This is a genomic window from Leisingera sp. ABM4_060, assembly GCF_056158765.1.
Genome location: NZ_JBSWTX010000001.1, coordinates 2,879,456 through 2,891,403 on the forward strand (window position 1 = coordinate 2,879,456; position 11,948 = coordinate 2,891,403).

The following is an 11,948-nucleotide window of genomic DNA, read 5'->3' on the forward strand; positions in this document are numbered from 1 at the left end:
TGCCCAAAACAAGATAATGGGCAGAGGCAATGAGCAAACTCATAAGCGCCCTCGTTCTCCTCTTGGCGGTTGCGTCTTGCGGAGGCGGGCACAAGGCGCCGCCGCGGAACCTGGATAATGCCTGCAGCATCATCCAGCAGCGGCCGGAATACCTGAAGGCCTTCCGTGCATCGCAGCGCCGCTGGGGCGTGCCGGTGCATGTGCAGATGGCAACGATCTATCACGAAAGCCGGTTCCGCGGCGACGCCCGCACGCCGCATCAGTTCGTGCTGGGAGTGATCCCGGTCGGGCGGCAGTCCAGCGCCTACGGCTACAGCCAGGCCCTGGACGGCACTTGGGACGACTACCGCCGCGACACCGGGCGGCGGAGGGCCAAACGCGACCGGATCAGCGATGCCGCGGATTTCATGGGCTGGTACATGCGCAAAAGCTACGAGAAGAACGGCATTCCGCTCTATGACGCGCGCAACCAGTACCTGGCCTATCACGAAGGCCACACCGGCTATGCGCGGGGCAGCTACCGCTCGAAATCCTGGCTGCTGCGGGTTGCCGGGCAGGTTCAGTCGCGCTCCCAGACCTATCAGGCGCAACTCGCCACTTGCCGCAAGTTCCGCTGACCTGCAGCCCAACTGGGTTTCTGCCTTCTCCCCCCCTAGCATTCAGGGGGGAGGGCACAGCATGGAACGCAGACTTACCGCCGTTCTGGTCGCTGATATGGCGGGCTGTTCCCGGCTCATGGAAGAGGACGAAGAGGGCGTTCTGACGCGCCAGAAGCGCTATCGCCGGGATCTGATAGATCCGCAAGTCGCAGCCAATCGCGGCCATATCGTCAAGACCACCGGCGACGGGATGCTGGCGGAGTTTGCCTCTGCCCATGATGCTGTCCGCAGCGCCTTGGAAATCCAGAAGGCGATGGCGGAGTGGGAAGCGGAGGCGGCGGAACAGACCCGCATCCGCTACCGTGTAGGCATCAACATCGGCGACGTTGTCTTTGATGGTGACGATATCTTTGGCGACGGCGTCAATGTCGCCGCCCGGCTGGAAGGCCTGGCCGAGCCAGGCGGCATATGCATATCCGGCATCGTGCATGAAACGTTGTGGGCCAGCTGGGGGAAAGCTTCCGCGACATGGGATCGCAACGGGTCACGAACATCTCGCAGCCTGTAAGGGTCTGGCAATGGGCCCCCGATGCGAAACCGGAGCGCAAAGCACCAGAAGCGGCGCTGCATCAGCAGGTCAAATACTGCACCTCTGCCGACGGAACGCATCTGGCCAATTCGACAACCGGCAGCGGCCCGCAGGTTCTGAAAGCGCCGAACTGGATCAACCACATAGAATATGAATGGCAAAGCCCGGTGTGGGGCCAGTTCCTGACAGCGTTCTCGGGCAGCTGCAGCCTGACCCGCTTTGACCAGCGCGGCAACGGGCTGGCGGATTGGGAGGTGGACGAGATTTCCGAAGACCGGATGATCGACGACATGCTGGCGGTGGCAGATGCAGCCAGGCTGGACCGTTTTGCCCTGTTCGGCATCAGCCAGGGCGCCGCCTTTTCGATGCGGTTTGCGGCGCAATACCCGGAGCGGGTGAAATGCCTGATCCCGCTGGGCGGCTACGTGCGCGGACCCTTGCGCCGGGGAGATCCGGAAGCGGACCGGTTCTATCAGATCGGCTACAACATGATCCGGGATGGCTGGGGCTCGCCCAATTCCGTCTACCGGCACTTTTTCACAACAACCTACATGCCTGACGCGGCGGCCAAGGACGGCGATTCCTTCGATGAGTTGCAGCGGCTGTCCACAAACCCGGAAAACGCACTGCGTATCCTCGGGATGAACGCCGCTGTCGATGCTGCGCCCCATGCCGCAGAAATCAGGGTTCCAACGCTTATTCTGCACTGCCGGGGCGACCGCGCAGTGCCCGTTGAAGAAGGGCGGCTGGCGGCCCGGCTGATCCCTGCTGCAAGCTTTGTCGAACTGCCCGGCAACAACCATTGCATGGTTGGCGGGCATCCGGATTTCCAGGAGTTCTTTGACATCGCAATGCCCTTCATCCAGCGCCACGCGGCCTAAAGGGCACAGCTGGCTTAGCGGGAGGCGCCGCGGCCGCTGGTATTGAACAGGCTGGAAGAGAGCTTCTGGCCGGTTTCCATGGCTCCCAGAACAACGGTTGTCTGACCGCCGGCGCTGTCATGGATCACCCATTTGCGCAGCTCAACCGGATCGCCGGTGAACATCAGCTCGATACTGCCGTAGTCCGGGTGCTCCGGGTCCTGGGCCCGCACAACCGTCGAGGTACCGTCGAACGAATGCCCGACCACCATATTGGCGCGCCCCAGATCCACGTTGCGGGCCAGGACGATAGACAGCGGCGTCCGCCTCAGCGGGTAGGTTTCGGGCGGCTGGTTCGACTTGGGGTCATGAATCTCCACCGCGCCGCTGCCAACGACGACGGTGCTGCCGCCCTTGCCGTCATATTCAAACCGCATCCGGCCCGGCCGGTGCATATACAGCTTGCCTGTTGAAAGGCTGCCATCATCGTTGATCTGGGTAAAAGGCGACGAGGCCGTGGAAATCCCGTTCAAGTAACGGGAAATCTCGTTCAGGCTCAGCTGTTCCGCTGCCCAGGAAGCGGGGGCTGCGAAGATCAGTGCCAGGGCAAGTGTAATTCGTTTCATGGCTTCAACATAAGTATGCCGCTGCAGAAGTGAAGATGCCGGAACCTTCAAGGTCCCGGCATCGGCGGTTTTCCGTCAGCTTACTGTTCGGGAACCAGAATTTCCCGCTTGCCCACATGGTTTGCGGGGGAGACGACGCCTTCGTCTTCCATTTGCTCCACCAGCCGCGCGGCCTTGTTGTAGCCGATTGCCAGCTTGCGCTGGATGTAGGAGGTCGAGCACTTGCGGTCCTTGATCACAATCGCCACCGCCTGGTCGTAGAGCGCATCTTCGCCACCCGTATTGCCACCGGTGTTCAGTCCCAGAACCGCGTCGATGTTATCAGCCTTGTCCTCATCCGGGCCATCCAGCACGCTGCCGACATAATCCGGCGGGCCGAATTGTTTGAGGTGGTTCACCACTTCCTCAACCTCTTCATCGGAACAGAACGGGCCGTGGCAGCGGGTGATCTTGGCGCCGCCCGCCATATAAAGCATGTCGCCCATGCCCAAAAGCTGCTCGGCACCCATCTCGCCCAGAATGGTACGGCTGTCGACCTTGGAGGTCACCTGGAAGGAAATCCGGGTCGGGAAGTTGGCCTTGATGGTGCCGGTGATCACATCGACCGAGGGGCGCTGGGTGGCCATGATCAGGTGGATGCCCGAAGCACGGGCCATCTGCGCCAGACGCTGGATGCAGGCCTCGATTTCCTTGCCCGCGACCATCATCAGGTCGGCCATTTCATCGACGATGACGACGATGTAGGGCAGTGCCTTGGGTTCGAACTCTTCGGTCTCGAACACCGGCTCGCCGGTGTCATCGTCAAAACCGGTCTGAACGGTGCGCGAGAACAGCTCGCCCTTTGCCAGGGCCTCTTTCACGCGGCCGTTGTAGCCTGCGATGTTGCGCACACCCATCTTGGACATCTTGCGGTAGCGGTCTTCCATCTCGCCCACCACCCATTTCAGGGCGACAACCGCCTTCTTGGGGTCGGTCACAACCGGCGACAGCAGATGCGGGATACCGTCATAGACGCTGAGTTCCAGCATCTTGGGGTCGATCATGATCAGGCGGCATTCATCCGGGGTCAGCTTATAGAGCAGCGACAGGATCATGGTATTGATCGCCACCGACTTACCGGAACCGGTGGTACCGGCGATCAGCAGGTGGGGCATTTTGGCGAGGTTTGCGACCATGGCGTCGCCGCCAATGTCCTTGCCCAGCGCCAGCGGCAGCGCGTGGTTGCCGTCGCCGAAATCGCGGGACGACAGGATTTCGCGCAGCACCACTTTCTCGCGGTTCTCATTCGGCAGTTCGATACCGATCACGGTGCGGCCGGGCACGGTCGAGACCCGCGCCGACAGCGCCGACATGGACCGGGCGATGTCGTCGGCCAGACCGATCACGCGGGAGGCCTTGAGGCCCGGGGCGGGCTCCAGCTCGTACATGGTGACAACGGGGCCGGGACGGACTGAGACAATCTCGCCTTTGACACCATAGTCATCCAGCACCGTTTCCAGCATTCGTGCGTTTTCTTCCAGCGCCTCATCGCTGAGGTGATGGCGCTCGATGTTCATCGGGTTGGTCAGCAGGTTGAGCGGCGGCAATTCGAAATCGCTGCCGCTGTCTTCAAAGGCCAGATTGGGCTGGGCTTCCGCCTTGGCACGGGTGGAGGGCTGCACGGCTTTGCGGGCAGGCTTTTCAACCACTGCCTTGCGCGGCTCTGCCACCGGCAGATCCACTGTCAGGCGCGGGCCTGGAGCCGCAGGCACAGGGGCGGCAGGCGGAACCGGTACGGCAACGGCCGCTGCGGCGGGTTCTGCAACATCCGGCAGCGCTTCGGAGGGCACATGGTCGGGGGTGATCACGCCGTGATCAGCGGCGAAATCTTCGGCCTCTGCACCCGTTTGCGCGGCAGAAACCGGTGTTTCAGGCGCAAGGGCCTGCTCTTCCGGCGCCTGCCAGGTCAGCGGCGGCTCTTCCGGCAGCGGTGCTGCAGGCACCTGTGCAGCCGTCAGCGGCGGCTCCGGCGGCAGGCCGTCCTCTGCTGCGGCGGGGTTGAAGATCAGCGGCGCCGGGCGCTGGCCGCGGCCCTTGGTGAGCGGCAGGTTGGGGTCTTCTTCCGGCGGCACCTCGGCGGCGCGGCGGATCCGCACCGCATTGGCAATCTTCTGCGACACCCGGTCTTCAGAGGTTGCGCCGTCTAATTGCAGCTCTTCCGCTTCAATTGCCTGCACTTCAGCCGCATGAGGATCTGCCACCTCAGCCTCCGGTGCAGCACGGCGGATAAGCCCGGGCACGCGCGACAGCAAGCCGCCCTTGGCGGGGGCCTCAGGCTCTTCATGCCCGGCCTCAGCTGCGTAGACGTCATCCGGGTAGTCTTCAAACATCTCCGGCTCTGCCTCGGTGTATTCGCCAGCGGCCTCGGCACGGGCCGCACGTTCCTTGCGGTAGGTAAGAGCCGCCTGCAGACCGTTCGAGGCGCCGCGGCCCAGCAGACCTGCAACTGCGCCATAGGCCAGGATCAGGCCGATCATCACCTTGTGCAGGCCCTTTTTCACCTCGGGCCAGGTAAAGCCGAGCACCGCGCAGCCAAGCGCCAGCATGCCGGCGGCGCTGAGCAGGGACATGATCTTGACCATGAAGTGCAGGCTGACTGGCAAGAGCGCCAGCAGCGCACCCAGGAAGGTGTAGCCAACCATGCCGCCCAGGCCGAAATCATAGTTCTGCTGCCAGGTGCTGCTGGCGTTCAGGGTCTCCATGTGCAGAGCCACCACCAGCAGCCACGGCACCGACAAGAGCAGTGGCCAGACCACCCGGTCCTCGCCCCGGTGCAGCACAAAGCGCAGGCCCCAGGCAGACAGGAACAGCGGCAGCGCCCAGCTTGCCTTGCCGAACAGGGTGATCAGGATGAAGGAGACAGAGGCACCGGGACGGCCCAGCCAGTTCTGCACTGGCGCATCGGTGGAGACGGTCCAGTTCGGATCTTCGGGCGTATAGGAACCCAGCATGGCAGCAATCACCAGCCCTGCCAGGATCAATGCCAGCCCGATCAATTCCTTGCCGCGCTTTTCAATGGCCGCCTGCATGTTGCTGTCGAGCAGCGGATCGCGGCTGCGGGTTTGAAATGCCATGCCTACCTCAGTTCCGTATCTTTTGGCGCTGTCCGCTGTTCACCGCAGGTCTGCGCGCCCGATTATTGGTTTTGGCTGTGCGGCCCGCCCTGCTCATGGGGCCGCGCAGCGTCAATCTCAGTAGAGGCAGCCGCGCAGCGTGGTCAGCGCGTTGCGGGTATCCTCCGCGGCGGCGACCAGCGCCACCCTTATGTATGTCTCGCCCGGGTTCTGCCCCGGTTCGCCCTGAGCCAGATAGGCGCCGGGCAGCACCCGCACGCCAGTCTCCTGCCACAGCTTCAGCGCGGCCTGCTCGCCGTTTTCCACTGGCAGCCACAGAAAGAAGCCCGCTTCAGGCGCCATGTATCCGTTGAGGCCGGCAAAGACCTCATCCGCGATGGTGTATTTCTCCTGGTAGAGCGCGCGGTTGTCGACCACATGCGCCTCATCCGCCCAGACACGGGCCGCAGCTGCCTGCAGTGGTGCCGGCAGCGGCGCGCCGGAATAGGCGCGCAGCTGTTTCACGCGTTTGATGGTGTCGGGACCGGCGGCGATCAGTCCGGACCGCAGGCCCGGCAGGTTGGAACGCTTGGACAGCGAATTGAACAGCACCACCCGCTCGGGGTCGGCGCCCAGCTCCTGGGCAACGGTCAGCGCGCCGACGGGTTCCTCTGAGCGGTAGATCTCGGAATAGCATTCATCCGCAAAAATGCGGAAATCGTATTTTTCGGCAAGCTGGATCAGCCGGGTCCAATAGGCGCGCGAGGCCACCGCACCCTGCGGGTTGGCAGGCGAGCAGATATAGGCCACGGCGGTGCGGTTCAGCACATCCTCGGGCAGATTCTCGTAATCCGGCAGGTGGCCGGTAGCGGCGGTTGCGGGCACAAACACCGGCTCGGCCGCGACCGAGAGCGTCGCCACCATATAAACCTGGTAGAAGGGGTTCGGGATCAGCACCACCGGCTTCTGGCCGTTTTTCTGCTCCGGGCACAGCGCCATGGCTGCGTTGTACAGCCCCTCGCGGGTGCCGTTCAGTGCCATGATCCGGTTGTCCGGGTCGGCCGTCACACCATAGCGGCGGCTGATCCACTCCGAGATGGCACCGCGCAGCTCAGGCGTGCCGTCGTTGTTCGGGTACTGGTTAAATCCGGCCGCGTTCTCGGTGATCACATCGGTGACCCAGGCCGGAAACGCATGTTTCGGCTCGCCAATGGTCATATGCACCACATCCCCGCCAGGGGTGTGATGGTCCAACAGCGCCCGCAGGCGCGGGAATGCGTAGGCTGGCAGGTTCGAAAACCGCTCAGGAAAATCCATGTCTTATGCCTCGGTCACGGGATCATTTGCGCCCCGTTTGCGCCTTAGGTTACAGAGGGCGGGCGGATGCGTCCACCCGGTGAGTAGCCCCTTGGGCCGAATGTGGCTTTCAGGCCAAGCTGTCAGGCCAAGGCAGCCTCGATCGCGGCACCCGTGCGCAACAGGGCCTCTTCGCAATCCGGCTGGCCCAGCACCTGCAGGCCGCAGCTGGGGGTGCCGGTGGGCAGCGATAGCCCGCACAGCCCCATCAGGTTGCCGATGCGCGTGTTGCGCAGCGCCAGCAGATTGGACTGGACGTAGTAGCCGTGATCGCTTTGCAGCCGCTCCAGGTTCGGCGGCAGGATTGGAGACACCGGGCTCAGCACCGCATCAAACCCGGCCACCGCCTGGTCCCAGGCCATCCGGCATTGCTCCAGCTTGCCCCAGGCCGCAACATAGTCAGAGCCGCTGAACTGCGCACCGGAGCGGAAGCGTTCCAGGATTTCCGCATACATCAGCTGCGGCGCGGCCTCAATCACGTCTTTCCAAAGCCCGTAGGCTTCGGTGGTGTAGAGAATTGGGCTAAGGCCCATTGCCTCCTCCAGCTCGGGCACGTCCAGCGGCACGATTTCTGCGCCGGCATCTTTCAGCTTTTGAAGCGTTTCCTGGTAAGCTGCCGCTATTTTCGGGTTCAGGTCATTCTGCGCCACGGTCTGCAAATCGGCGAAACGGCGTCCTTTGAGTAAGGCTGGGCTGCGCAGATCCGGGCCGGGGATGCCTTCCAAGATGCCCAGCAGCAAGCCCGCGTCCTCGACCGAACGGGCCAGCGGGCCGATAGTGTCAAACTTCAGGCACAGCGGCACCACGCCCTCCAGGGTGATTCGGCCGGAAGTCGTCTTGAGCCCCACCAGATCATTCCAGGACGACGGGATCCGCACTGAACCGCCGGTGTCCGAGCCAATGCCAGCCGCTGCCAGCCCGTAAGCCACCGAAGCTGCCGCCCCGGAAGACGACCCGCCAGGCGCGGCGTCCTGATCGTTGATGCAAGGCGGGGTTTCCTTGACCGGATTGAAGCCGAGGCCAGAGAAGGCCAGCTCGCTCATCTGGGTCTTGCCAAGGCAAACGGTGCCCATTTGGGTGGCATTGCGCAGCGCCGCTGCATCTTGCTCCGGAACCCGGCCCTTGAGCAGGTCCGAACCAGATTCCGTGGCCGTGCCTGCGCTATCGAACAGGTCTTTCCAGCTGATCGGCACGCCGTCCAGCAGCGAGCGGCGCAACCCCAGACCTGCGCGTGCTTCAGCAGCTTCCGCCTCAGCCAGGGCCCTGTCATGCGTGATTTGGGTGTAGACCCGGTGCTTCAGGGGATGGGCATCTATCGCGTCCAGATAGCAACGGGTCAGCGCCACAGGGCTGATCTCCCCGGCACTAATCCCGCGCCCCAGCTCTGCGGCCGTCATCGTCAGCCAGTCTTTCATCCCGCACTCTCCCGGTTGCTGCTGCGCAAACGGTAGCGGCAGCAGGACGCAGGTACAATCCCGCGCTTCCTGCATGGACAATCCCGCCAGCAGGCGCATATTGCGGGGCATGAAAAATGCGTCCGATATCCTGATTGTGGGCGGCGGGCTGAACGGCCCTGCTCTTGCCCTGGCCCTGGCGCAGACCGGGCACAGCGTCACCGTGGTCAACTCGCTCACACCCGACAAGCTGGCAGACGAGGCCTTTGACGGGCGCGGTTATGCGCTGGCGCTGGCCTCGCAGCGGCTGCTGCAGCAGATAGGTGTGTGGCAGCACGTTGGAGACAACGCGCAAGCCATGCTGGAGATCAAGGTCACGGACGGCCATGCCGGTCAAGGACCCTCGCCCTTCTTCATTCATTTCGACCATGCCGAGCTGGAAGAAGGCCCGATGGGGTACATGGCAGAGGACCGCTACCTGCGCCGCGCCTTCCTGCAGGCGATGGAGGATGCGCCCGGCATCACGCTGGTTTCAGGCCGCACCGTTGTGGGGCAGACGCCGGATCCTACGGGCGTGACCGTCACGCTGGATGACGGCGGCGAGCTGCGCGGCCAGGTTCTGGTCGGCTCGGACGGACGCCGCAGCGGCACCGCCCAGCGCGCGGGCATCAAGCGCACCGGCTGGGACTACGGCCAGACTGCGCTGGTCTGCGCCATTGATCACGAAAAGCCGCACAATGGCATTGCCCATCAGTTCTTCATGCCGCCCGGGCCGCTGGCGATCCTGCCGCTTCCGGGCAACCGGTCGTCGATCGTGTGGAGCGAGCGGACAGAGACTGCCAGGGCCATCCACGCGTTGGATGACGATGGCTATATCCAGGCGCTGCGGCCGCGGTTCGGCGATTTCCTGGGAGACATTTCCCTGGCCGGCAAACGCTTCACTTATCCACTGAACCTGACCATCGCCAACAACTTCATCGGCGACCGCATGGCGCTGATCGGAGACGCCGCGCACGGGATGCATCCGATAGCGGGCCAGGGCCTGAACGCGGGCCTGCGCGATGTCGGAGCGCTTGCGGAGGTGATCACCGGCGCCACCCGCCGCGGTGAGGACATCGGGTCCTCGCTGGTGATGGAACGCTACCAGCAGTGGCGCCGCTTCGACACCGCGTCTCTGGTGGCTGCGACAGATGTGTTCAACCGCCTGTTCTCCAACGACAACCCGCTGCTGCGGCTGGGCCGCGATCTCGGCATGGGGCTGGCCGGATCCCTCCCCGGCCTGCGCCGTGGATTCGTGCGGGAGGCCGCGGGGCTGACCGGCGACATGCCCCGGCTGATGCAGGGCCGCCCGATCTGAAACCGGGCCCTCCCGCCGGTTCCGGAACATCCAAAGGATGTCCCTGCACCCTTGGGCCCAGCACCGCGGAACACTAGCGGATTACAAGGCCAAATGCCCTCCGCCGCCCGCCGTTGCCTTCCGGCTCAAGCCAGCATCTCAGAGCAGCAGCACAACCGCGCCGCGCCCTGGCGCGGCGCCGGACCCAAGCCTGGCAAGGGAGGGCCGGCGCAGCCGGTGCACCTGAAGGCGCGGGAGTTTCTCCGCCCCCAGAGCAGCTTACGTCAGGATCATTCCAGATCGCGGGCTTCGTCCACCAGCATCACGGGGATGCCGTTCCGGATCGGAAAGGCTACGTTGGCGGCCCGGGAAATCAGTTCCTGCGCCTGCGGGTCATACTCCAGCACCGTCTGCGTCAGCGGGCAGACCAAGGCTTCCAGCATCCGCCGGTCGAAGGCAGGCGCCTGTGGTTCGGTCATTGCAGGGTTTCCTCCTGGGATCCGCCGCGCAGGGCGAATTCGATCAAAGTAACAAGGGTTTCCCGCCTTGTGGCAAGGCAGGGCGCCTCGAGCAAGGCCTGTTTGTCCTCGGCGTCAAACTCAAGCAGCATCGCCAAAGAATTGATCAGCAGCTCGTCATCCGCATCTTTCAAGGCCTCCCAGTCAGTCGACAGGCTGCGCGCTGTAAAGAACCGCTCCAGCAGGTCAAGAAAGGAAGGCCGGTCAAGCAGCGCGTCGGCCTCGGACCGCCCAAGATCCCGGTCGAAGCCGGACCAGCTGACATCGCAACGCCTGTACGGCGTAAATCCGCTGGTTTCCCTGGTGATCCGGAAGCGGGACACCCCCGACAGTGTAATCAGGTATCTCCCGTCCTCGGTCTCGGAAAACTGGGTGACCCGCCCGGCACAGCCGATGCTGTGCAGCTCATCTTCCCCGCCTTGCGGGTTGGGGCAGGGCTGCACCATGCCGATCAGCCGCTGCCGGGTTTTCAGCGTATCTTCCAGCATCTGCAGGTAGCGCGGCTCGAAGATATGCAGCGGCAGCCGTGAGCGGGGCAGCAAGAGCGCCCCGGGCAGGGGGAACACGGCAATCGTGTCCGGCAGGTCGGCAGGCTGGATCATGGGACAGAGTGTAGTGCTGCCCCTCTCTTAGGCAAATATCATCGAGCTCAGTTTGCGGCGCCCGTTCAGAACCACCGGGTCATTCGGCTTGAGCGCATCGAAGATGGTGAACAGCTGGGTCTTGGCGGCGCCATCGTTCCACTCGCGATCGCGGCGGAACAACTCCAGCAATTCGTCCACTGCGGCTTCGGCCTCCCCGGCCGCGTGCAGCGCCTGCGCCAGGTCGAACCGGGCCTGATGGTCGTCCGGGCTGGCCTCTACGGCCGCCCGCAGCTCGGCCACCGGGCCGGCATTCTCTGCCTGCCGGGCCAACTCGATCTGGGCAAAGGCCGCTTCGATTTCCGCAGCCTCGGCGATTTCTGCCGGAGCACCGTTCAGCACCGCTTCCGCCTGATCCAGGTCCTCCAGAGCAATATGCGCACGCGCCAGTCCGCCATAAGCGGCCGCGTTACTGCCGTCCTCGCCCAGAATGGCGGCAAAGGTCTGTGCGGCATCCGCAGCTGCGCCTTCGGCCAGCATCTGTTCTGCCGCATCCAGCGCCTCGCCAAGGCCGCCGTCAGCGGAACCGCCTGCCGCTTCGATCACCTTTTTCAGGAAGGCATCGATTTCGGATGCGGGCAGCGCGCCCTGGAACATGTCGATGGGCCGCCCCTGCACAAAGGCGACAACGGTCGGGATGGATTGCAGCGGCAGCCCCTGCTGGGCCAGCGCCTGCGCCAGGCGCTGATTCTCATCCACGTTGATTTTGGCCATGGTGGCCGCGCCTTTGACCTTGGCGACCGCGGCTTCCAGCATCGGGCCCAAAGTTTTGCAAGGCCCGCACCAAGGCGCCCAGAAGTCGACAATCACCGGCGCTTGCATTGACGCTTCGACAACGTCCCGCATGAAGGTGGCTTCGGTCACGTCTTTGATCAGATCATCCGCCGGAGCGGCGGCGCCCAGAATATCGGTCATTTCTCATGTTCTCCGCTTGGAA

The 11,948-nt window shown here is 63.9% G+C and carries 11 protein-coding genes; 4 read left to right on the top strand and 7 right to left on the bottom strand.

Annotation, left to right across the window (positions count from 1 at the left end):
• Window positions 1-29: 29 nt before the first annotated feature.
• From ACXAEH_RS13750 to ACXAEH_RS13760, 3 genes are all read left to right on the top strand, one after another.
• Window positions 30-617: a transglycosylase SLT domain-containing protein gene (locus ACXAEH_RS13750; RefSeq protein ID WP_475033547.1), complete on the top strand. Its 588-nt coding sequence runs from the start codon at window positions 30-32 to the stop codon at window positions 615-617.
• Window positions 618-678: 61 nt separating this feature from the next.
• Window positions 679-1,167 carry an adenylate/guanylate cyclase domain-containing protein gene (locus ACXAEH_RS13755; RefSeq protein WP_475033549.1) on the top strand — a complete coding sequence of 163 codons (489 nt, stop codon included), beginning with the start codon at window positions 679-681 and terminating at the stop codon, window positions 1,165-1,167.
• Window positions 1,128-2,069, top strand: coding sequence for an alpha/beta fold hydrolase (locus ACXAEH_RS13760; protein ID WP_475033551.1), 942 nt, complete (start codon window positions 1,128-1,130; stop codon window positions 2,067-2,069). Before ACXAEH_RS13755 ends, ACXAEH_RS13760 begins: the two co-directional genes overlap by 40 nt.
• Window positions 2,070-2,083: 14 nt before the next feature.
• On the opposite strand, the gene ACXAEH_RS13765 is transcribed toward ACXAEH_RS13760, so the two are convergent.
• The 4 genes from ACXAEH_RS13765 to ACXAEH_RS13780 all read right to left on the bottom strand — a co-directional run bounded on the left by ACXAEH_RS13765 (window position 2,084) and on the right by ACXAEH_RS13780 (window position 8,537).
• The gene (locus ACXAEH_RS13765) at window positions 2,084-2,674 is read right to left on the bottom strand and encodes a LolA family protein (protein ID WP_475033552.1); all 591 of its coding nucleotides are present in this window, start codon (window positions 2,672-2,674) and stop codon (window positions 2,084-2,086) included.
• Window positions 2,675-2,754: 80 nt separating this feature from the next.
• Window positions 2,755-5,787: a DNA translocase FtsK gene (locus ACXAEH_RS13770; RefSeq protein WP_475033554.1), complete on the bottom strand. Its 3,033-nt coding sequence runs from the start codon at window positions 5,785-5,787 to the stop codon at window positions 2,755-2,757.
• A gap of 117 nt (window positions 5,788-5,904) precedes the next feature.
• Entirely contained in the window at window positions 5,905-7,083 is a 1,179-nt protein-coding gene (locus ACXAEH_RS13775; protein WP_475033556.1) for an aminotransferase class I/II-fold pyridoxal phosphate-dependent enzyme, read from the bottom strand.
• Between the two features lie 122 nt (window positions 7,084-7,205).
• On the bottom strand, window positions 7,206-8,537 hold the full coding sequence (locus ACXAEH_RS13780; protein ID WP_475033557.1) for an amidase: 1,332 nt from the start codon (window positions 8,535-8,537) through the stop codon (window positions 7,206-7,208).
• 109 nt (window positions 8,538-8,646) lie between these two features.
• Here ACXAEH_RS13780 and ACXAEH_RS13785 point away from each other — a divergent pair, with 109 nt between their 5' ends.
• The gene (locus ACXAEH_RS13785) at window positions 8,647-9,873 is read left to right on the top strand and encodes an FAD-dependent monooxygenase (RefSeq protein WP_475033559.1); all 1,227 of its coding nucleotides are present in this window, start codon (window positions 8,647-8,649) and stop codon (window positions 9,871-9,873) included.
• A 269-nt stretch (window positions 9,874-10,142) separates the two neighbouring features.
• Here ACXAEH_RS13785 and ACXAEH_RS13790 read toward each other — a convergent pair whose 3' ends face one another.
• The 3 genes from ACXAEH_RS13790 to ACXAEH_RS13800 are packed head-to-tail and all read right to left on the bottom strand — an operon-like array spanning window position 10,143 to window position 11,926.
• Window positions 10,143-10,331, bottom strand: a complete 189-nt coding sequence (locus tag ACXAEH_RS13790; protein WP_475033561.1) for a Trm112 family protein — start codon at window positions 10,329-10,331, stop codon at window positions 10,143-10,145.
• The gene (locus ACXAEH_RS13795) at window positions 10,328-10,972 is read right to left on the bottom strand and encodes an LON peptidase substrate-binding domain-containing protein (protein ID WP_475033562.1); all 645 of its coding nucleotides are present in this window, start codon (window positions 10,970-10,972) and stop codon (window positions 10,328-10,330) included. The genes ACXAEH_RS13790 and ACXAEH_RS13795 overlap by 4 nt, the downstream gene beginning before the upstream one ends.
• Window positions 10,973-10,999: 27 nt before the next feature.
• Complete coding sequence (locus tag ACXAEH_RS13800) at window positions 11,000-11,926, bottom strand: tetratricopeptide repeat protein (RefSeq protein WP_475033564.1); 927 nt, start codon at window positions 11,924-11,926, stop codon at window positions 11,000-11,002.
• Window positions 11,927-11,948: the final 22 nt, after the last annotated feature.

Coding starts and splice junctions, on each gene's coding strand:
- ACXAEH_RS13750 (WP_475033547.1), top strand. CDS start 30: ATGAGCAAACTCATAAGCGCCCTCGTTCTCCTCTTGGCGGTTGCGTCT.
- ACXAEH_RS13755 (WP_475033549.1), top strand. CDS start 679: ATGGAACGCAGACTTACCGCCGTTCTGGTCGCTGATATGGCGGGCTGT.
- ACXAEH_RS13760 (WP_475033551.1), top strand. CDS start 1,128: ATGGGATCGCAACGGGTCACGAACATCTCGCAGCCTGTAAGGGTCTGG.
- ACXAEH_RS13765 (WP_475033552.1), bottom strand. CDS start 2,674: ATGAAACGAATTACACTTGCCCTGGCACTGATCTTCGCAGCCCCCGCT.
- ACXAEH_RS13770 (WP_475033554.1), bottom strand. CDS start 5,787: ATGGCATTTCAAACCCGCAGCCGCGATCCGCTGCTCGACAGCAACATG.
- ACXAEH_RS13775 (WP_475033556.1), bottom strand. CDS start 7,083: ATGGATTTTCCTGAGCGGTTTTCGAACCTGCCAGCCTACGCATTCCCG.
- ACXAEH_RS13780 (WP_475033557.1), bottom strand. CDS start 8,537: ATGAAAGACTGGCTGACGATGACGGCCGCAGAGCTGGGGCGCGGGATT.
- ACXAEH_RS13785 (WP_475033559.1), top strand. CDS start 8,647: ATGAAAAATGCGTCCGATATCCTGATTGTGGGCGGCGGGCTGAACGGC.
- ACXAEH_RS13790 (WP_475033561.1), bottom strand. CDS start 10,331: ATGACCGAACCACAGGCGCCTGCCTTCGACCGGCGGATGCTGGAAGCC.
- ACXAEH_RS13795 (WP_475033562.1), bottom strand. CDS start 10,972: ATGATCCAGCCTGCCGACCTGCCGGACACGATTGCCGTGTTCCCCCTG.
- ACXAEH_RS13800 (WP_475033564.1), bottom strand. CDS start 11,926: ATGACCGATATTCTGGGCGCCGCCGCTCCGGCGGATGATCTGATCAAA.